Consider the following 19475-nt stretch of genomic DNA (forward strand, 5'->3'; position numbering starts at 1 on the left):
CCCCCACTGGATGGAGGAGACACATGGAAGCCCTGTTCGAACCGGCTGCAAGCCAGCCCGCCCTGACGGTCGAGCCGCCGCCCGCGCGCTTCAACTTCGCCGCTCATCTTTTTGCGTTGAATGCGTCGCGCGCCGGCAAGACCGCGTATATCGACGACAACGGCAGGACGAGCTATGGCGAACTGGACGAACGCGCGCGGCGCTTCGCGACCGCGTTGCGCGGTCTGGGCGTGCATCCCGAAGAACGGGTGCTGCTGGTGCTGCTGGACAGCGTGGCGTTGCCCATTGCATTTCTTGGCGCGCTCTACGCAGGCGTAGTGCCGGTGGTAGCCAACACGCTGCTTACGCCAGCGGACTATGTGTATATGCTCACGCACAGTCATGCACGCGCGGTGATCGCGTCGAGCGCGCTTGCCGCAAATGTCATGCAGGCGATGGAAGCGGCCGAACACGACGGCTGCCAGTTGATCGTTTCGACTCGCGCGTCGGCCACGCGTGACAGTACGCCTGACAGCGCGCCGCTCGCAGCACCGGTATTCGAAGACCTCGTCGACGCGGCGGCACCTTCCGTGAAGCCCGCCGCGACCGGTTGCGACGACATTGCCTTCTGGCTGTATTCATCGGGCTCGACCGGCAAGCCGAAAGGCACCGTGCATACCCATGCGAACCTCTACTGGACCGCGGAGCTGTATGCAAAGCCGGTGCTTGGCATTGTCGAGGGCGACGTGGTGTTTTCCGCGGCGAAGCTTTTCTTTGCCTACGGCCTCGGCAACGCGCTGACCTTTCCGCTGTCGGTGGGCGCGACCACCGTGCTGATGGCGGAGCGCCCCACGGCCGATGCCGTGTTCGACCGCCTCACGCGTCATCGCCCGACCGTTTTCTACGGCGTGCCCACGCTCTATGCAAGCATGCTCGTATCGCCGAAGCTGCCCGCGCGCGAAGAGGTCGCGATGCGTGTGTGTACGTCGGCCGGCGAAGCATTGCCACGCGAAATTGGCGAGCGCTTCACGAAACACTTCGGTTGCGAAATACTCGACGGCATCGGCTCGACCGAAATGCTCCACATTTTTCTGTCGAATCGCGCGGGCGCGGTCGAATACGGCACCACGGGGCGCCCGGTGCCAGGCTATGAAGTCGAACTGCGCGACGAACGCGGCCATCCGGTTGGCGACGGTGAAGTGGGCGACCTCTACATCAAAGGACCCAGCGCAGCGCTCATGTACTGGTCCAACCGAGAGAAATCGCGCGCTACCTTTCTCGGCGAGTGGATTCGCAGCGGCGACAAGTACTGTCGTCTGCCGAACGGCTGCTATGTGTACGCGGGCCGCAGCGACGACATGCTGAAAGTCAGCGGCCAATATGTGTCGCCGGTCGAAGTGGAAATGGTGCTGGTGCAGCACGACGCAGTGCTCGAAGCAGCGGTGGTCGGCGTCGATCACGGCGGCCTCGTGAAGACGCGTGCGTTCGTCGTATTGAAGCGCGAGTTCGCAGGGTCTGAGATACTGGCGGACGAACTCAAGGCTTTCGTGAAGGACAGGCTCGCGCCGCATAAATATCCGCGCGACATCGTATTCGTCGACGACTTGCCGAAAACCGCCACCGGCAAGATTCAGCGCTTCAAACTGCGCGAACTATCATAAGGTGATACATGCAGAATCCCGCCCTCGAGACGCCGGCCACCCATTTTGCCGACTTGCCTGGTGGCGCGTCGCGCGGGCCATTGCGCATCGAATATCGCTGGCTGAACGATGCGGCGGGCGATGCGGCAGTCGACGCGCCGCTCGTGGTCTTTCTGCACGAAGGGCTGGGCTCGGTCGCGATGTGGCGCGACTGGCCGCAAACCTTGTGCGAGCGGCTCGGCATGCGAGGACTCGTCTACTCGCGGCCGGGCTACGGATTGTCGACGCCGCGCGAGCATCACGTCAAATGGCCGGTCGATTTCATGACGCGCGAGGCGCGCGATGTCCTGCCGGCGCTGCTCGACGCACTGCGCGTCGACCTGCACCAACGCCGGCGTATGTGGGTAATCGGCCATAGCGACGGCGGCTCGATTGCGTTGCTCTATGCTGCGCTGTTTCCGCTCGCGCTCGCCGGAACGATAGCCATTGCACCTCATGTGTTCGTTGAAGACCTGTCCGTGCAAAGCATTGCGCAGACCAAGGTGCTCTATGAAACCACCGACCTGCGCGGCAAGCTCGCGCGCTATCACGCGGACGTCGACTCCGCGTTCTACGGATGGAACGATATCTGGTTGAATCCGGCATTCCGGCAATGGTCGATCACGCAGCAACTCGGGGCGATCGACAAACCGCTACTCGCCGTGCAAGGCCATGACGACAACTACGGCACGATGGCGCAGATCGACACCATTGCGCAGCACGTGCCGCATGCGCAGCTCGCCCGACTGGACGCATGCGGGCACTCGCCCCATCGCGACGCCCCGGACCGGCTCAGCGACGTGATTGCAGCGTTTGTCTCCCGGCACCGGTAGTCGCGATCGCACAATTCTCAACAAATCCTCAAATTTCCAAAACTTCACAAAACTTACACAGGTAAGCGGATATTCTTTTCTCACCGCTGACCTGGGCATGCCGATGCCCGCGCGTTCCCCGTGCCCGGAGACATCGCCATGTTCTTTGTGTGGAAGCCCTGCATTGCCTTGCAAGTTAAACGTTTGGCAATGGCGCTCGTGGTGCTGCCGCTCGTCGCGCTGATCGGCGCATGCGGCAACGACGACAGCAAAACACCGGACCCGGGCGCGGCCAGATCCATCAGCAACAACAGCGGCAACAACAGCGGCAACGACAGCAGCAACGGCAACGCCGCGGTGCTGTCGGCCAATCCGGCTGCGGAGCTGCCCTCGCCTGCCGCCGTGACGATTCAAAGCCCTGCATTACCCGCATCAAGCGCCGACCCGGCATTGTCCGCCGCCGCGTCGACGCCCCTCGCCACACCCGTTATTCACACCGTTGATTGAGTCCCGCACTTCACGCGGCGCGCGGCTTACGCTTGCGCGCCGCGCGAAGCGTTCCCCACTGAAGACACGAAGGCTCATACCATGACCTCAAAAAATCGCCGCGATTTTCTCCGCTCGGCCGCCCAGGCGGCAGGCTCGTTCACTGCCCTGAGCATGCTGCCGGCCGGCATCCGCAATGCGCTCGCCATTCCGGCTAATAACAGAACAGGCACGATCCGCGATGTCGAGCACATTGTGGTGCTGATGCAGGAAAACCGCTCCTTCGACCACTACTTCGGCACGCTGCGCGGCGTGCGCGGCTTTGGCGACACGCGGGCGGTGAATCTGCCGAACGGCAAGCCCGTGTGGTACCAACCGCTTGCCGGCGATCTTGGCTACGTGCTGCCGTTTCGCCCCAGCGCGCCGAATCTGGGCCTGCAATTCCTGCAAGATCTCGCACACGACTGGAACACCACGCATGCTGCGTGGAACGGCGGCCGCTACGACCAATGGGTGCCTGCCAAGAGCGCGACGACCATGGCCTACCTCACGCGCGAGGACATTCCGTTTCATTACCAACTCGCGGATGCATTTACCATCTGCGACGCGTATTACTGCTCGCTGATGGGCCCCACTGATCCAAACCGCTACTACATGTGGGCAGGCGGCGTGGGCAACGACGGCACGGGCGGCGGTCCGGTGATCGACAACTCCGAACTCGGCTATGGCTGGTCGACCTATCCGGAAGTGCTGCAAAACGCCGGCATAACGTGGAAGATCTATCAGGACATCGGCACCGGTCTCGATGCAAAAGGCTCGTGGGGCTGGACGCAGAATGCGTACATCGGCAATTACGGCGACAACTCGCTGCTCTACTTCAACCAGTACCGCAACGCGCAGCCGGGCAACCCGCTGTACGACAACGCGCGCACCGGCACGAATGCACTGAAGGGCGACAGCTACTTCGACATACTCAAGCGCGACGTGCAGAACAACGCGCTGCCACAAGTGTCGTGGATCGTCGCACCTGAAGCGTATTCCGAGCACCCGAACTGGCCGGCGAATTATGGCGCGTGGTATATCGACCAGGTGCTGCAGATTCTCACGTCGAATCCCGACGTGTGGAGCAAGACGGTGCTGCTCATCAATTACGACGAGAACGACGGCTTCTTCGATCACATGGTGCCGCCGTGCGCGCCGAGCTCGAGCGCGAACGGTCTTTCCACTGTCGACACCGTCAACGAAATCTATCCGGGCGATGCGAAAAACGTTGCCGCGCCATACGGTCTCGGCCCGCGCGTGCCGATGCTCGTGGTCTCGCCGTGGTCCAAGGGCGGTTATGTGTGTTCGCAGGTGTTCGACCATACCTCGGTGATCCGTTTCATCGAACAACGCTTTGGCGAGCAGCACAATCTCACCGAGTCGAACATTTCGCCGTGGCGGCGCGCCGTGTGCGGCGATCTGACATCGGCGTTCAACTTCAGCAATCCGAACGATACGTTCCCGAGGTTGCCGGCCACGAGCGGCTATGTGCCGGCGGACCAGAATCGTCACCCCGATTACGTGCCCCTGCCGCCGGCGATCCAGGCGGTGCCGCGTCAGGAGTCGGGCGTGCGTCCCGCTCGCGCGCTGCCGTATGAGCTCTTCGTGCGCGTGCACGGCGAAGGCGCGGAGAAAACGCTGACCATGCGCTTCGTCAACACGGGCAGCGCGGGCGCGGTATTTCAGGTGTACCGCGCAAACAGCCTCGAGGCGCCACGCACCTACACAGTGGAAGCGGGCAAGCGCTTGCAGGATCACTTCGCGCTGAACGTGGACGGCACCTACGATTTCACCGTGCATGGTCCGAACGGTTTCCTGCGCCGCTTCACGGGCCGCCCCGTTGCGCGCAGCTGGTGGGACGGCTCGGACATTGCGCGCCCGGAAGTGCTCGAAGGTTACGACGTGGCGAACGGCAATCTGCAATTGCGCCTTGAAAACGTGGGCAGCGCGCATTGCAAGTTCACAATCGTGAATGCATACGACCCGAAGCACTCGATCAAGCGCGTGGTGCGCGGCGGCGATACCGATGAGCTGTACCTCGATCTTCGCAACGCGCATGGCTGGTACGACCTTGCGATTACCGTCGACACCGACCCGCTGTTCTCGCGCCGTTTTGCGGGCCACGTGGAAACAGGCAGGAGCAGCATGAGCGATCCTGCACTGGGCGCATGATCGCGCACTGAATCGAACCGGCACGAACGGCCGCTGCGCTTGCAACGCTGCGGCCGTTTTCTCATGTTGCAGCGCTCATGCTTTACCGCGCGATTCATTAATCATCAGACGTATGGCGACACGGCGACGCCTATCGCGCTACGCGCAAACATCGCCGGCATCTCCTCAAGTCTTTGCGCATGCAAGCCGTATACAAGGTATGAGGCGCCCGCCTCATCGACCACGACTCACTGCCAGCCGAAAGACTCCATGATGTTTTCCTCCATTCGCGCGCGGATCGTTGCGCTGTGCGTCGCCATCGTTGTCGTTGCACTCGCAGCGAATGCCGTTCTCAACTATGTCGTCGCCAACTCGTATAACGCCGATGCCATCGACAGCAGTCTGACTGCCGTCGAAAGCGGCCATGCTGCCGGTATCAGCGACTGGGTCGCCGTCAACAGTCAGATGATCAACTCGCTGCAGGACGCTGTGTTGCAGCCGGACCCGTCGCCGGCGCTCAAGCAGATTGCGAGCGCCGGCAAGTTCACGAATGTCTACGTGGGCTACGCGGACAAGACGGCAAAGTTTTCCGACCCGACGGGCATTCCCGCCGACTACGATCCGACCGGACGTCCCTGGTACAAGCAGGCTGCGGCCGCCGGCAAGCCGGTGGCAACGCCGCCTTACGTCGACGTGGGCACGGGCAAGCTGGTGGTGGCGTTCGCCGCGCCGGTGGTACGCGACGGCGCCGTCAAGGGCGTGGTTTCCGGCGACGTCGCGATGGACAGCGTGATCGCCAACGTGAAGTCGATTCATCCGACGCCCGCGAGTTTCGGTATGCTGATCGACGCAAGCGGTCAGATCGTCGCGCATCCGGATGCAAAACTCACGTTGAAGCCCGCCTCCGATCTCGTGCCCGGACTCGCGGGAGACAAGCTCGCGACACTCTTTCGCGCGCAACGCCCGGTGCAGATGAACGTGAGCGGCAGCGCCAAGCTGTTGCGCGCGCAACCAATCGCGGGCACCGACTGGTATCTGATCGTCGCGCTGGACAAAGCAGAAGCGACGGCCGGCATGCGTTCGCTGCTGACCGCCTCGGTCATCGCACTGGTGGTGATCGCGGGTATTGCGGCGGCCATTGTCGCGGCTGTCACTGCGGTGTCGTTCCAGCGTCTGTCGAAAGTGCGCGACGCGATGGACGATATTGGTTCCGGCGAAGGCGATCTGACGCAACGCCTGCCCGCCGTCGGCAACGATGAGGTCGCGCAGATCGCCCGTTCGTTCAATACCTTTATCGACAAGCTCAGCCACGTGATGCGCCAGATTCGCGACGCAAGCGAATCGGTGCGTATCGCCTCGAATGAAATTGCCGCGGGCAACGTCGATCTGTCAGGCCGCACCGAGTCTGCTGCGGCGAGCTTGCAGGAGACCGCTGCGTCGATGGAAGAAATTACCGCGACCGTCACGCAATCCGCGAGTGCCGCGAAGCAGGCCGACTCCACCGCGGGTGCGGCGTCGCAAGTCGCTTCGCGCGGCGGCGCTGTCATTTCCGAGGTGATTACGACGATGGCCGAGATCCAGCAGGCGTCGGTAAAGGTCTCGGACATCATCGGCGTGATCGACGGCATTGCTTTTCAGACCAATATTCTGGCGTTGAATGCCGCGGTGGAAGCCGCGCGCGCCGGCGAACAGGGCCGTGGCTTCGCGGTGGTGGCGGGCGAAGTGCGCAGTCTCGCGCAGCGCAGCGCGCAGGCGGCAAAGGAAATCAAGTCGCTGATCGAAGCCACCGTCGGGAGTGTAACGTCGGGCGCGAACCAGGTGCGCCAGGCCGGCGAAACGATGACGGAGATCGTCAGCAACGTCGCAAACGTAACGACCATCATCTCGGAGATCACGCAAGCCGCCAACGAGCAGACGCGCGGCATTCAGGAAGTGAACCGCGCGGTCAGCCAGTTGGATGAAATGGTGCAGCAGAATGCGGCTCTGGTCGAACAGTCCACCGCAGCCGCCGCTGCCCTGCAAACGCAGGCGGTGAGCCTTGCTAGCGCCGTCACACAGTTCAAGCTGGACTAGACGCCGGCTGAAAAGCCGGTTGCGCAGCGTGGCGGCGGGCTCACGACTCGAAGTCGAGCCCGCCGATGAGCGCCTCCGGCTCGGCTTGGGTGTGCGACGAAAAATCCAGCTCGCGCGCGTTACGCCATGCCGCGAGCTTGCGCGGCAACGCGGCGAGATAGCGGGCAAAACGTGCCTGCCCTTCGTCTTTCATGAGCCGCTCGATCTCGTCGCTGTCCCACGTCAGATACAGATTCAGCGGATGCGCGTATTGAGCGATATGCTCGAGCGGCGCCGCATGCACACGCAGCCGCGTGGGGTGACCTGGGCCGCCGTACGGCAGCACTTCGGTATGCACAGTGGTGGCGAAGCAGGCCGCGATGGCCTCGGCAATGCGAGGTGCGAACTCTTTGTCGAAACGGGCGGCAGTGTCTGGGCGCATCTGGTTCTCCGGCGTGCTGCGCAACGAGCGAAGCATCGTAGCATGCACGGCGAGGCTCGCAGAGTGCGTCCGGCGGGACCGTCGGTGCCCCCAGGCGCCCGTTGACGCTGTCAGTGCCCTATCCCGCGCGCTTGCTTTTTTGCGCGCGGGCGTTGCGTCTGCGAATCACGAAACTGATCAGCGCGGCAAGCGCGGCCGTCGCTGCATAGCCCGCAAGACGAATCGCCTCCTCAGTCGGCAGGCGCGAAATCAGCAGCGCGGCAACGGCGCTGGCGAGTATTGCGAACACGACAAGCAATGCGGCGGTCCACTTCATCCTGGTCTCCCCTGACGTTTCGACGTGCTGCCGGACGGCGCCTATGCGCTCTTTGTTCACGGCATAGTGGGGGCAAGCACGCGCCGGCGCAATTGTCTTTAACCCGCAAGCCGCGCTTTCAGGCGACGCCGCCCCGTCCGCTTGCGCGCGCCTGGTCCAGAATGAAGTCGATGAAGGTGGCCGCAGCCCGCGTGTGATGGCGGTTCGGCATGTAGAGCATGTACATGTTGGTCCCGAAGATGCTCAGGCGCCATTCGTCGAGCGTAGTCACGACGTCGCCGCGTTTCAGATCGTCGTGCACCACGTAGTCAGGCAGGATGCCCACCCCCAGTCCCGCCAGCACGACCTGCCGCAAGAACAGAAAGTTCTCGGAGATGATGGTCGGTTCGAGCAGCACCTCATGGCGCTCGTCGCGCAGATACGCCGCCACGCGCAGTTGCCGGCCCACCACTGCGGCCGTGATCAGCGGCGCGGTACGCAGCTCGCCGAGTCGTACCGGCATGCCGCGGCTTTCGGCGAACGAGCGCGACGCACAGGCAACGTACCGCACCGAGCCCATGTCGCGCGCAACGAGATTTTGCGGCGGCTCTGACATGATGCGCACGGCAATGTCCACCTCATCGCGCATCAGGTCTTCCACGCGATTTTCGAACAGCACGTCGAGCACGATGCCGGGATAGAGGCGCTTGAACTCGATCAGCCACCCCGACATGACGAGTTGCCCATAACCGCTCGGCACGCTCAGGCGCACGCGCCCTTGCAAGCTTTGCCCGAGCGTCGTGACCGATTCGCGCGCGGCGAGCAGCGCGTTCTGGATCGCGCGGCCGTGTTCATACAGCTGCAGGCCGATCTCCGTGGGCTCCACGCGGCGCGTCGTGCGCCGAACCAGTTGCAGGCCCACCGAGCGCTCCAGCTGGTTCAGGTGATAGCTCACGTTCGCGCGGCTCATCTTCAGGCGCCGCGCGGCCTCGCTCAGGTTGCCCGCGTCCAGTATCTCCACCAGCAGGGTCAGCGAATTGACGTCCACGAACCGGCCTTTGTCAAAATTGTTTTGACAGTCTGTCAATCGGTCATGTAATTGTCAATTAACCTTGACCGCTACACAATCGCAGCATTCGCGCGAAGCGGCATGCGCGTGGGCCCTCGCCGCGCCTGCCGCCGCCACGCCCGACAACCTGCCAGGAGACGACTGCATGACCGCTAGCCCTTCAGCCGGCACCGTGACGCGTGAATTGCGCGGCAAGGTGCTGCTCGTGACGATCGACCACCCGCCCGTCAATGCGCTTTCCGCCGATGTGCGGCGCGGCCTGCTCTCTGCGATCGAGGCGGCCGACAGCGACGCCTCGATCGAAGCGGTGCTGCTCGTCGGCGCGGGCCGCAACTTCATTGCCGGTGCGGATATTCGCGAGTTCGGCAAGCCGCCGGTGCCGCCCTCGCTGCCGGACGTGTGCAACCGCATCGAGGCTTGCACGAAGCCGGTTGTCGCCGCGCTTCACGGCGCAGCGCTCGGCGGGGGGCTCGAAGTGGCGCTCGCGGCCCATTACCGGATCGCCGTCGAAGGCGCCAGGCTCGGCTTGCCCGAAGTTCAACTCGGCCTGCTGCCCGGCGCGGGCGGCACGCAGCGCACGCCCCGCCTGATCGGCGCACAGGCTGCGCTCGATCTGATGCTAAGCGGCCGCCATGCGAGCGCGAACGAAGCGCTCGCATGGGGACTCGTCGACCGACTAGGTGCCAGCGAGGACATTCTCGCCGAAGGGCTCGCCTACGTGCACGAACTGCTGGCGAGCCATGCAGCGGCGCGCCGCACGCGCGACGCAAGCGCGTTGAGCGATCGCACTGCGAGCCTCGCGGCAGTGGCCGCGGCGCGCGCGCAGACAGAGAAACAGGCACGCGGTCTCTTTTCGCCGCTCAAAATCGTCGACGCAGTCGAGACCGCGATCACACAGCCATTCGATGACGGCTTGCGGCTCGAGCGTCAACTCTTTCTGCAATGTATCGACAGTCCGCAACGCGCCGGCCTGATTCATGCGTTTTTTGCCGAACGCGAAGTGCTGAAAGCGCCCGAGACCCGCGCTGCGAAACCGCGTCCGCTCGAGACCATCGGCGTGGTGGGCGGCGGCACGATGGGCGCCGGCATTGCAGTCGCCGTGCTCGACGCGGGCCTGCCTGTCACGATGATCGAGCGCGACGAGGCGTCGCTCGCGCGCGGCCGCGCGCACATCGAGAAGGTCTACGACGGTCTGATTGCGAAAGGCCGCATGAGCGCCGCGAAGAAGGCCGAGCTGCTCGCGCGCTTTACCGGCAGCACGTCCTACGAAGCACTGGCCGACGCCGACCTCGTGATCGAGGCCGTGTTCGAAGATCTCGCGGTCAAACAGGCCGTGTTCGCCGAACTCGACCGTGTCTGCAAAGCGGGCGCCGTGCTCGCGACCAACACGTCATATCTGGACATCGACGCGATTGCCGCCGGCACTTCGCGCCCCGCCGACGTGATCGGTCTGCACTTCTTTTCGCCGGCCAACATCATGAAGCTGCTGGAAGTGGTCGTGCCGAGAGCGGTCAGCACGGACGTGGTGGCCACCGCGTTCGAGTTCGCGAAGAAGCTGCGCAAGACACCGGTACGCGCGGGCGTCTGCGACGGCTTTATCGGCAACCGCATACTCGCGGTGTATCGGAGCGCAGCCGACGCGATGATGGAAGACGGCGCGTCGCCCTATCAGATCGACGCCGCGGTGCGTGCGTTCGGCTTTCCGATGGGCCCGTTCCAGGTGGTTGACCTCGCGGGCGGCGACATTGGCTGGGCGGCCCGCAAACGGCGCGCGCCGACGCGCAATCCGGCGGCCCGCTACGTGCAGATTGCAGACCGTCTGTGCGAGCGCGGCTGGTTCGGCCAGAAGACAGGCCGGGGCTTTTATCTGTACCCCGAAGGATCGCGCAGCGGCCAGCCGGACCCGGAAGTCGAAGCGATTATCGACACCGAGCGCGCACGCGCCGGCATCACGCCGCGCACATTCACCGACGACGAGATCATCCGCCGGTATATGGCCGCGATGATCAACGAAGGCGCAAACGTCGTGCACGAAGGAATCGCACTGCGTCCGCTGGACGTGGACGTGACGTTTCTCTATGGCTATGGTTTCCCGCGCTATCGCGGCGGTCCAATGAAATACGCTGACATGGTCGGCCTGCCGCGCATTCTGGCGGACATTCGCGAATTCGCGAAGGAAGACCCATTGTTCTGGCAGGCCTCGCCGCTGCTCGTCGAACTGGTCGAACGCGGCGCGGATTTTGCGAGTCTGAATCAGACTGTTTGACGCGCGGCGGCCGGCTCGTCTGCCACTGGTCGGCTGCTGATCTGAACTGGGTCGGCCCCTCGTCACCACAACCACTGGACATCCCTGAAGGAACTGCGATGGACCTGAATTTCACGCCCGAAGAAGAAGCCTTTCGCGCCGAGGTGCTCGCGTTCCTGCGCGAGCGCCTCCCGCAGCGTCTCGCCGACAAGGTGCAGGGCGGCCGGCGCCTGACGCGCGAGGACATGGCGCAATGGCACGCGATTCTCAACGAGCGCGGCTGGCTTGCAAATCACTGGCCCAAGGAATATGGCGGTCCCGGCTGGAGCCCGGTTCAGAAGTTCATCTTTGAAAACGAATGCGCGTTGGCCGGCGCGCCGCGCATTGTGCCGTTCGGCGTCAACATGCTCGGACCGGTGCTCATCAAATACGGCAGCGACGCGCAGAAACGCCACTGGTTGCCGCGCATTCTGGACGGCTCGGACTGGTGGTGCCAGGGCTATTCGGAACCCGGCGCGGGCTCCGACCTCGCGTCCGTGAAAACCACGGCCGTGCGCGGCGTCGATGCGAACGGCGAGCATTACATCGTCAACGGACAGAAGACTTGGACCACGCTCGGCCACTACGCGAACATGATTTTCTGTCTGGTGCGCACCGCCACCGACGTGCGCAAACAGGAAGGCATCAGCTTCCTGCTGATCGACATCAAAACCCCGGGCGTGGAAGTGAGGCCGATTATCACGCTCGACGGCGAGCATGAGGTCAACGAGGTGTTTTTCACGGACGTACGCGTTCCCGTTGCGAATCTGGTCGGCGAAGAGAACAAGGGTTGGACTTACGCGAAATATCTGCTGACGTACGAGCGCACGAACATAGCGGGCGTCGGTTTTTCGGTGGCCGCCTTCAACCGGCTGCGAAAGATTGCGGCGAAACAGCGGCGCAATGGCCGGCCGCTTGCGGAAGACCCGTCGTTCGCCGCGCGTATGGCGCGCGTCGAGATCGATCTGGAAAACATGAAGACCACCAACCTGCGCGTGATCGCGGCGGTGGCGGGCGGCGGCGTGCCGGGCGCGGAGAGTTCGATGCTGAAGATTCGCGGCACGCAGATTCGCCAGGAGATCTCGTCGCTCACGCGGCGCGCGATGGGCGCGTATGCGCAGCCGTTCGTCGAAGAAGCGCTGCACGAGGGTTATCAAGGCGTGCCGGTAGGTCCCGAGGAAGCGGCAAGCGCGGCTTCGCAATACTTCAATAATCGCAAGCTGTCGATCTTCGGGGGCTCCAATGAGATCCAGAAGAACATCATTTCGAAAATGATCCTCGGACTGTAGAGCAAGGTGTACGTCATGAATTTCCAGCACACTGAAGATCGGCGCATGCTCGCCGATACGCTGAACCGGTTTATCAGCGAGCAATATGGTTTCGCAACGCGCGATCAGCTCGCCCGTTCGCCCCTCGGCTTCAGCCATGACATGTGGAATCGTTTCGCAGAACTTGGCATTATCGGCGCCTTGTTCGACGAAGCGAGCGGCGGCTTTGGCGGCGGTGGGTTCGATATCGCGGTAGTGTTCGAGAGCCTCGGGCGCGGGCTCGTGGTCGAGCCGTTTCTCGATACGCTGATGGTCGGCCAGGCGCTTGCGCGAAGCGGCAATGACGCGCAACGCGCGCGGCTTGCCTCGTTGATCGACGGCTCGTGCATAGCCGCGCTCGCGCATGGCGAACCCGACAGTCATTACGAACTGGCCCGCGTGACGACGCGCGCGCAGCGCAACGGCGATAGCTGGCAATTGGACGGCGCGAAAGCGGTGGTTCAGCACGGCGAGCACGCCGCCCTCTTTCTCGTGTCGGCGCGCACGGAAGGTCATGACGATTCCGAGCAAGGTGTGAGCCTCTTTCTCGTGCCGCGCGAGGCAAACGGCGTGAGCGTACGCGGTTATCCGAAGATCGACGGCGGGCGCGCCGCCGAACTTACCTTGCAACGCGTGACGCTTGCCGACGACGCGCTGCTCGGTGCGCAAGGCGCGGGTTTCGCGACGCTCGAATACGCCGTTGCCTGCGGCGTGCTCGCGCTGTGTGCGGAGGCGCTCGGCGCAATGGACGTGGCGAAGAACTACACGCTCGACTATCTGCGCACGCGCAAGCAGTTCGGCGTCGCGATCGGCAGCTTTCAGGCGTTGCAGCACAGAATGGCCGACATGTTGCTCGAGATCGAGCAGGCGCGCTCGGCGGTGATCAATGCGGCCGCGGCGCTGGGCGCCGGGCGCACAGTGCGCGAACGCGCGGTGTCGGCGGCGAAATACAGCATCGGCCGGATCGGCGCGCTCATCGCAGAGGAATGCATTCAGTTGCACGGCGGAATCGGCATGACGTGGGAACTGCCGCTTGCTCATTATGCAAAGCGGCTCATCATGATCGATCATCAGTTGGGCGATGAGGATCATCACCTCGAGCGGTTCGTGCAGTTGGGGCGCGAGCGGGATTAGTCGCTTAGTCGCTTAGTCGCTTAGTCGCTTAGTCGCTTAGTCGCTTAGTCGCTTAGTCGCTTAGTCGCTTAGTCGCTTAGTCGCTTAGTCGCTTAGTCGCTTAGTCGATTAATCGCTACACCGCTTAATAGCGCAAGCCACAAGCGCTACGACGTGCCTGACATCCGTACCGTTTATCGCCGCCGATACCCAGCATCGCAGCCCGAGTCGTATGAACCCCGTCAGTGAGGCGCCGCAAAATCGTCGATCTTCGCGGCGGGCGAAAGCGCAAACGACGCACGCATGTCGCGCGTGTCGTCGGCGGGCGTGCGTCCAAAAAACCGCTTGAACTCGCGGCTGAACTGCGATGGGCTCTCATAGCCCACCCGCGCGGAGGCGGAGGCGGCCGTCAGACCGTCGCGGATCATCATCAGACGTGCCTGGTGCAGGCGCGTGGACTTGATGTACTGAATCGGCGAGGTCAGCGTAACGGCTTTGAAGTTGGCATGAAACGCCGGCACACTCATTCCCGCCTCGTCAGCGAGCAAGCTGACGTCGAGTGGCTGGGCAAAGTCGGCATGAATACGCTGCAGCGCCTTCGCCACCCTGCCAAAGCGCCCCTGATGCGCAAGCGCGGCTCGCATCGCCGCGCCACGCTCCCCTACCAGTACCCGATAGCAGATCTCACGCACGATTGCGGGCCCGAGCACCTGCGCATCGAGCGGCGAGATCAAGGCCCGCAGCAGGCGCAACGTGGCGTCGGCCAGATCGCCCTCCAGCGGTGTCGAAACGATGCCGAGCGGCGCACCTTCCCGATGGCAGCCCGACTGGTCGATCGTCACGATCAGGTCGGTCAGCTCCGTGGGGTCGAGGCGCAGCGACACAGCCAGCATCGGTTCGGCCTCGCTCGCCTGCGTCTCGGTTGAAAACGGCAGCGGCACCGACAGCACGAGGTAATGCTGCGCGTCGTACACATAGGTTTCCTGGCCGAGGAAGCCCAACTTGCGCCCCTGGCACACGATCACGATGCTCGGTTCGTATAGCACCGGCGTGCGCCCCAACGGCCGGTTCGAGCGCATGAACCGCACTGAAGCCAGCGCGGACTGGGTGTATCCCTCGTTAGGCGCCAGACGCTTGAGCAGGCTGACCATCTGGGTGGAAACCGCATTGTCGGGAACTGGCACGGAGACTCCTCGCTGGCAAACCGGACAGCCCGATTCTACCTGAGGCGATTCGCCGGGCGCACTCCCACTCAATAGGAATAGGCAATAGCGCAATCGTTGCGTGTATTCGCTCGCCGCAGGCGCTCTCATAACATGGCTCCATCGGCTGCACGATGCAACCGAAAGCATCCGGAGGACTCCGCCGCGCCCGACAGGCCCGCCATGTCGCGACGCGCGCCCTCTCCGACACAGTCAAACCTGCATTTATATGGCAATGGAGAACGCAACATGAGCACGCAAAGCGATTCGCAAAAAGTCATTCTCATTACCGGCGCGAGCAGCGGAATCGGCGAGGCGACCGTGCGGCTGCTGGCCGCTCAGGGGCATCACCTCGTGATCGGCGCGCGGCGCACCGAGCGCCTTGCCGCGCTCGCCGAAGAGGTTCAGGCAAGCGGCGGTTCCGTCCGCTATCAGCCGCTCGACGTCACGTCGGCCTCCGACGTCAACGCGTTCGCACAGTTCGCGCTCGATACGTTCGGCCGCATCGACGTGATCGTCAACAATGCCGGCGTGATGCCTTTGTCGCCGCTCGCGTCGCTCAAAGTGGACGAATGGAACCGCATGATCGACGTGAACATACGCGGCGTGCTGCACGGCATTGCCGCGGTCCTGCCCGCCATGGAGCGCCAGGGGTCCGGCCAGGTCATCAATATCTCGTCGATCGGCGGGCTGTCCGTTTCACCCACGGCCGCCGTCTACTGCGCGACCAAGTTCGCGGTGCGCGCCATTTCGGATGGCCTGCGCCAGGAAACCGACAGGATTCGCGTGACCGTGATCTGTCCGGGCGTCGTGGAGTCGGAACTGACCGACTCGATTTCCGATGACACTGCCCGCGCCGCAATGCGCGATTTCCGCCGTGTCGCACTCACCGCGGATGCGATTGCACGCTCCATCGCGTATGCGATCGAGCAGCCGGCCGATGTGGACGTGAGCGAAATCGTCGTGCGTCCGACCGCGAGCCCGTACTGAATCGCGAACTGCATCGGACTTTGCACACCACATCGTCACCCAAGCGTGACACCGAATCATCAAGGAGAATCGCCATGAGCAACACTATGAAAACCTGGTTTGTCACCGGCGCATCGAAAGGCATTGGCCAGCGGCTCGTGCGTCAACTGCTCGCCCGCGGCGATCGCGTGGCCGCGACTTCGCGCACCGTCGCATCGCTGACAGAAGCACTGGGCCCGGCCTCCACACAGTTTCTTCCGCTGCAGGTAGATCTGGGCAACGAACAGAGCATTGGCGACGCCATCGCGCAAACCATCGAGAAGTTCGGCAAAGTCGACGTGGTCGTCAACAATGCCGGCTATGCGCAACAAGGCACCGTCGAAGCGCTCTGCGACGACGAGTTGCGACGCAACTTCGACGTCAACCTGTTCGCGCCGCTGGCGGTGCTGCGGCACGTCCTTCCGCATTTGCGCGCGCAACGCAGCGGCCATGTGATCAACCTCTCGTCGATTGTCGGCTTTCAGGGCGGCTACGCGGGTTGGGGAAGCTATGTAGCGAGCAAGTTCGCGCTCGCCGGCCTGACTGAATCGCTGGCGGCCGAGGTAGCCGAGTTCGGCATCAGGGCGACGATCGTGTACCCCGGCCCGGTGCGCACGGAATTTCTGTCGAGCGGCGCGCTCGCGGTGGCGCGGCGGCAGATCGACGCCTACACCGAAGCAAAGGCATCGCTCGACCTGCATCTGGACACGCTGCACGGTCATCAGGCAGGCGACCCGGACAAAGTGGCGCTGCTCATCATGCAGGCCGCGGACGTCGCGCAACCGCCTTTGCATCTGTTTGCGGGCAAGATCGCCAATGAACTCGCCGCGCAAAAGATCGCGCTGGTCCAGCGCGATCTGGACGCGTGGAAAGGCTCTTCCGAAGCCACGGACTTCGACGACTAGGCGAGATGCGGACGGTGCCCGGCAACGGGTGCCGTCGGCTCCGCCGGCCGCGGGCCGCGGGCCGCGGGCGGTTGCAAGAGTGGCGCGCGCAGGATTCGGCGCGAGCCTTCGCTATCTCCGGCCAGGCAGGGCTCGTCACCGGTGCAACGTAAAGGCCGGTACGACAGCAAAGCGATTGCACGATAGACCGCCGGTCGTGTGCAGTGCTCAGGACGCGCGCGGCAATGCGGCTTCGATGAATACCGCGCACAACGCTTCCATGCCCTTTGCGTCTTCTTCGTCGAAGCGCGCGAGAACCGGGCTGTCGACATCCCACACGCCGATCAGCGTGCCGTCCGGCGCCACGAGCGGCACGACGATTTCCGACTGCGACGCCGAATCGCACGCGATATGGCCGGGAAACGCGTGAACGTCGCGCACGATCTGCGTCTTGCGCGTTTGCGCGGCTGTGCCGCACACGCCTTTGCCGAGCGCAATCCGCACGCAGGCGGGCTTGCCCTGGAAAGGCCCGACCACCAGTTCACGGCCATCGTGAAAGTAGAAGCCGGCCCAGTTCAGATCGCTCAGCGAATGAAACACGAACGACGAGAAATTCGCCGCGTTGGCGATCCAGTCGGTTTCGTCGGCGAGGAGCGCACGCGCCTGCACGACGAGTTCTGCGTAATGCGCGGCCTTGGGCAGATGCGAGGCGGAGGAGACTTCGAACATAGAGGGCCCGTGATTAAAAGCGATGAACGATGCGAACAGGCTGTCGAGTGTAAAGCAGGCAGCCTTGTCAATCATTGAAATGCGGCGATTACGGCTCCACACCGATTATTACGCTCGATGCCTTGAACATCGCGCTCGCCGCTTTGCCCGGCGCGAGGCCAAGCCGCTCGACGCTGCCGTTCGTCACGATCGCGGCGATCTGCGCGCTGCCCGCGCTTATAGTCACTTCCGAATTCACCGCGCCTTTCGTGACTGCGCTCACCGTGCCCGCGATGCAGTTGCGCGCCGACACCTGGTTGCTCGCGACGTCTATCATCACGATGATCGAGGACGCCTTCACCAGCGCGAACGCACGCTTGCCCACGGCGAGCCCGAGCGTGCTCGCGCTGCCGTGCGTAATGACGGCGACGATCTGGAGACCCTCCGCCGTGCGCAGTGTGACTTCGTCGTTCACGGCGCCGTGCGTGAGCTGAACCACTTCGCCGGCGAACTGATTGCGTGCGCTCGTTTGCATGTCGTGCTCCCAGGTATTGGTAAAGGTATTGGCAAAGGTGTTGGCAAAGCGTTGGAGGCGCGGTGCGCGTCGCCATCGAGCGTTTAAGTGTAATGGATGGGACAACGCACGTATCATCGTGCCCTTGGACTCTCTTTTGCCGAACTCATGCCTTTAGCGTTTCCTCGCCGCGTGTTGCGCGGTTTTTATTCTGCGCGTGTTGCCTGCCTGACTCGCGTTGGCCGCATGGTGCGGGTCACACGCGTTGCCGGCGCTGTGTTAGCCGTGTCAGGTGGCTCAGCCGTGTCAGGTGGCTCTGCCGCCTCCGTTGCCTCAACTGACTCAGTTGCCTCGACTGGCTCCGTTGCCTCAACTGGCTCGGTTGCCTCAACTGGCTCGGTTGCCTCGACTGGCTCGGTTGCCTCGACTGGCTCGGTTGCCTGCGCCGTCTCGCCTCGCCCTGCCGGCCGTGACGCTCCGGCGCTGCGCGGCGCATGGCGAGGCGTCGCGTCCTCCGTGGCACTGCTATGGCTTGCGGCGCTCGGCGCATGCAGCAATCCATCGCCGACGCACGACGCGCGTGCCCCCGTCGACACCATCTCGCTGTTTCCGCTCGGCGCTTACGACCAGGACGTCGACCATTGGCTCGAGCCCGACAGTCCCGGCTACGACCGGCCGTTCCTGAGCCCCGCAGAGCAAGACGCGCATTTCCAGGCGCTCTACGCGCGCTACTTCGGCACGGGGACGAACGCGCCTTCGCCGTGGAACGCGGCGTACGTGACGATGCGCGTGTATCGCCAGCAGGGCGCGGATATCGCCGCGTTGCAGCAGCGCCGCATTGCCCGCTTCGACAACACCGGCAAGCGCGGCGCAGCCATTGGCTATGGCGAGAACTTCCGGCCGCACGACAAGGCGTGGATCGACAACATCGCGCGGAACATGAACGTCGCGCAATTCACCGAGGCGCCGGTCTATCAGCCGGCGCGGCGCGCAATCGCAACGACCAATCTGATGGTGCGCGAACTGCCGACCACCGACCCCTCGTTCTACGACCACCGCCTCGCCGGCGAGGGCTATCCGTTCGACAATCTGCAAGTCTCCGCGGTGCGGCCGGGCACGCCGCTGTATGTGCTCGGCACGAGCGTCGACGGCGCGTGGCATTACGTGCAGACGCCCGACGTGCAGGGCTGGGTCCATAGCGACGGCGTCGGCATGACCAACGAGCGCTTCGTCGCCACGTGGCGCGCCGCAAGCGCCAAATCGCTTGGCGCGGTGATCGGCGCGTTCACGCCGGTGCGCGACAGCCGCGGAGTGTTCCGGTTTCAGGCGCCCGCGGGCACGCTGCTGCCTTTGGTGGAGAGGCCGTCGGGCAATGCGGCACGGGGTGTAAAGGCGCTGACTGTGCCGAAGGCTATGCGTTCGGGTGGACCTTTGGGTGGGCCTTCGGG

17 protein-coding genes are annotated in these 19475 nt (G+C 63.8%); 11 read left to right on the forward strand and 6 right to left on the reverse strand.

The genetic code is table 11. From position 1 onward, the window contains the following. Positions 1 to 23: 23 nt before the first annotated feature. The 5 genes from JNB89_RS09085 to JNB89_RS09105 all read left to right on the forward strand — a co-directional run bounded on the left by JNB89_RS09085 (position 24) and on the right by JNB89_RS09105 (position 7222). Positions 24 to 1640 carry a benzoate-CoA ligase family protein gene (locus tag JNB89_RS09085; RefSeq protein WP_220361962.1) on the forward strand — a complete coding sequence of 539 codons (1617 nt, stop codon included), beginning with the start codon at positions 24 to 26 and terminating at the stop codon, positions 1638 to 1640. 8 nt (positions 1641 to 1648) lie between these two features. Beyond that, complete coding sequence (locus tag JNB89_RS09090; RefSeq protein WP_220361963.1) at positions 1649 to 2491, forward strand: alpha/beta fold hydrolase; 843 nt, start codon at positions 1649 to 1651, stop codon at positions 2489 to 2491. A 138-nt stretch (positions 2492 to 2629) separates the two neighbouring features. Continuing rightward, on the forward strand, positions 2630 to 2977 hold the full coding sequence (locus tag JNB89_RS09095) for a hypothetical protein (protein WP_220361964.1): 348 nt from the start codon (positions 2630 to 2632) through the stop codon (positions 2975 to 2977). An 81-nt stretch (positions 2978 to 3058) separates the two neighbouring features. After that, positions 3059 to 5170 (forward strand): phosphocholine-specific phospholipase C, encoded by a 2112-nt coding sequence (locus tag JNB89_RS09100; protein ID WP_220361965.1) that lies wholly within the window; start codon positions 3059 to 3061, stop codon positions 5168 to 5170. A gap of 252 nt (positions 5171 to 5422) precedes the next feature. Further along, positions 5423 to 7222 (forward strand): methyl-accepting chemotaxis protein, encoded by a 1800-nt coding sequence (locus JNB89_RS09105; RefSeq protein WP_220361982.1) that lies wholly within the window; start codon positions 5423 to 5425, stop codon positions 7220 to 7222. Between the two features lie 40 nt (positions 7223 to 7262). Here the strand turns inward: JNB89_RS09105 and JNB89_RS09110 are convergent, their stop codons facing one another. The 3 genes from JNB89_RS09110 to JNB89_RS09120 form a co-directional block, all read right to left on the reverse strand. Then, complete coding sequence (locus JNB89_RS09110; RefSeq protein ID WP_013338660.1) at positions 7263 to 7643, reverse strand: DUF5594 family protein; 381 nt, start codon at positions 7641 to 7643, stop codon at positions 7263 to 7265. A gap of 118 nt (positions 7644 to 7761) precedes the next feature. After that, complete coding sequence (locus tag JNB89_RS09115; protein ID WP_135893319.1) at positions 7762 to 7959, reverse strand: hypothetical protein; 198 nt, start codon at positions 7957 to 7959, stop codon at positions 7762 to 7764. 118 nt (positions 7960 to 8077) lie between these two features. Then, positions 8078 to 8986 (reverse strand): LysR family transcriptional regulator, encoded by a 909-nt coding sequence (locus JNB89_RS09120; RefSeq protein ID WP_220361966.1) that lies wholly within the window; start codon positions 8984 to 8986, stop codon positions 8078 to 8080. A gap of 166 nt (positions 8987 to 9152) precedes the next feature. Between JNB89_RS09120 and JNB89_RS09125 the strand changes: the two genes are divergently transcribed. The 3 genes from JNB89_RS09125 (at position 9153) to JNB89_RS09135 (ending at position 13732) form a co-directional block, all read left to right on the forward strand. Further along, positions 9153 to 11273, forward strand: a complete 2121-nt coding sequence (locus JNB89_RS09125) for a 3-hydroxyacyl-CoA dehydrogenase NAD-binding domain-containing protein (RefSeq protein WP_220361967.1) — start codon at positions 9153 to 9155, stop codon at positions 11271 to 11273. 98 nt (positions 11274 to 11371) lie between these two features. Continuing rightward, the gene (locus JNB89_RS09130; protein ID WP_220361968.1) at positions 11372 to 12580 is read left to right on the forward strand and encodes an acyl-CoA dehydrogenase family protein; all 1209 of its coding nucleotides are present in this window, start codon (positions 11372 to 11374) and stop codon (positions 12578 to 12580) included. 15 nt (positions 12581 to 12595) lie between these two features. Continuing rightward, complete coding sequence (locus tag JNB89_RS09135) at positions 12596 to 13732, forward strand: acyl-CoA dehydrogenase family protein (protein ID WP_220361969.1); 1137 nt, start codon at positions 12596 to 12598, stop codon at positions 13730 to 13732. Positions 13733 to 13953: 221 nt separating this feature from the next. On the opposite strand, the gene JNB89_RS09140 is transcribed toward JNB89_RS09135, so the two are convergent. Further along, positions 13954 to 14862, reverse strand: a complete 909-nt coding sequence (locus JNB89_RS09140; protein ID WP_220361983.1) for an AraC family transcriptional regulator — start codon at positions 14860 to 14862, stop codon at positions 13954 to 13956. Between the two features lie 300 nt (positions 14863 to 15162). Here JNB89_RS09140 and JNB89_RS09145 point away from each other — a divergent pair, with 300 nt between their 5' ends. Both JNB89_RS09145 and JNB89_RS09150 read left to right on the forward strand, forming a co-directional pair. Next, on the forward strand, positions 15163 to 15903 hold the full coding sequence (locus JNB89_RS09145; RefSeq protein WP_220361970.1) for an SDR family oxidoreductase: 741 nt from the start codon (positions 15163 to 15165) through the stop codon (positions 15901 to 15903). A gap of 74 nt (positions 15904 to 15977) precedes the next feature. After that, positions 15978 to 16826 carry an SDR family oxidoreductase gene (locus JNB89_RS09150; RefSeq protein WP_220361971.1) on the forward strand — a complete coding sequence of 283 codons (849 nt, stop codon included), beginning with the start codon at positions 15978 to 15980 and terminating at the stop codon, positions 16824 to 16826. A 207-nt stretch (positions 16827 to 17033) separates the two neighbouring features. Here the strand turns inward: JNB89_RS09150 and JNB89_RS09155 are convergent, their stop codons facing one another. Then, positions 17034 to 17534 (reverse strand): GAF domain-containing protein, encoded by a 501-nt coding sequence (locus JNB89_RS09155; RefSeq protein WP_220361972.1) that lies wholly within the window; start codon positions 17532 to 17534, stop codon positions 17034 to 17036. An 88-nt stretch (positions 17535 to 17622) separates the two neighbouring features. Beyond that, positions 17623 to 18048 (reverse strand): TOBE domain-containing protein, encoded by a 426-nt coding sequence (locus JNB89_RS09160; protein WP_220361973.1) that lies wholly within the window; start codon positions 18046 to 18048, stop codon positions 17623 to 17625. A gap of 225 nt (positions 18049 to 18273) precedes the next feature. Here JNB89_RS09160 and JNB89_RS09165 point away from each other — a divergent pair. Next, positions 18274 to 19475 (forward strand): SH3 domain-containing protein (locus JNB89_RS09165; protein WP_223216721.1); only part of this gene is annotated, 1202 nt, incomplete at its 3' end.

Origin of the sequence: Paraburkholderia phenoliruptrix, from assembly GCF_019511605.1 — a bacterium.
Taxonomy (GTDB): domain Bacteria; phylum Pseudomonadota; class Gammaproteobacteria; order Burkholderiales; family Burkholderiaceae; genus Paraburkholderia; species Paraburkholderia phenoliruptrix_A.

Excerpts from the sequence above, each read along its gene's own strand:
- JNB89_RS09085 (WP_220361962.1), top strand. The coding sequence starts at position 24 with ATGGAAGCCCTGTTCGAACCGGCTGCAAGCCAGCCCGCCCTGACGGTC.
- JNB89_RS09090 (WP_220361963.1), top strand. The coding sequence starts at position 1,649 with ATGCAGAATCCCGCCCTCGAGACGCCGGCCACCCATTTTGCCGACTTG.
- JNB89_RS09095 (WP_220361964.1), top strand. The coding sequence starts at position 2,630 with ATGTTCTTTGTGTGGAAGCCCTGCATTGCCTTGCAAGTTAAACGTTTG.
- JNB89_RS09100 (WP_220361965.1), top strand. The coding sequence starts at position 3,059 with ATGACCTCAAAAAATCGCCGCGATTTTCTCCGCTCGGCCGCCCAGGCG.
- JNB89_RS09105 (WP_220361982.1), top strand. The coding sequence starts at position 5,423 with ATGTTTTCCTCCATTCGCGCGCGGATCGTTGCGCTGTGCGTCGCCATC.
- JNB89_RS09110 (WP_013338660.1), bottom strand. The coding sequence starts at position 7,643 with ATGCGCCCAGACACTGCCGCCCGTTTCGACAAAGAGTTCGCACCTCGC.
- JNB89_RS09115 (WP_135893319.1), bottom strand. The coding sequence starts at position 7,959 with ATGAAGTGGACCGCCGCATTGCTTGTCGTGTTCGCAATACTCGCCAGC.
- JNB89_RS09125 (WP_220361967.1), top strand. The coding sequence starts at position 9,153 with ATGACCGCTAGCCCTTCAGCCGGCACCGTGACGCGTGAATTGCGCGGC.
- JNB89_RS09130 (WP_220361968.1), top strand. The coding sequence starts at position 11,372 with ATGGACCTGAATTTCACGCCCGAAGAAGAAGCCTTTCGCGCCGAGGTG.
- JNB89_RS09135 (WP_220361969.1), top strand. The coding sequence starts at position 12,596 with ATGAATTTCCAGCACACTGAAGATCGGCGCATGCTCGCCGATACGCTG.
- JNB89_RS09140 (WP_220361983.1), bottom strand. The coding sequence starts at position 14,862 with ATGGTCAGCCTGCTCAAGCGTCTGGCGCCTAACGAGGGATACACCCAG.
- JNB89_RS09145 (WP_220361970.1), top strand. The coding sequence starts at position 15,163 with ATGAGCACGCAAAGCGATTCGCAAAAAGTCATTCTCATTACCGGCGCG.
- JNB89_RS09150 (WP_220361971.1), top strand. The coding sequence starts at position 15,978 with ATGAGCAACACTATGAAAACCTGGTTTGTCACCGGCGCATCGAAAGGC.
- JNB89_RS09155 (WP_220361972.1), bottom strand. The coding sequence starts at position 17,534 with ATGTTCGAAGTCTCCTCCGCCTCGCATCTGCCCAAGGCCGCGCATTAC.
- JNB89_RS09160 (WP_220361973.1), bottom strand. The coding sequence starts at position 18,048 with ATGCAAACGAGCGCACGCAATCAGTTCGCCGGCGAAGTGGTTCAGCTC.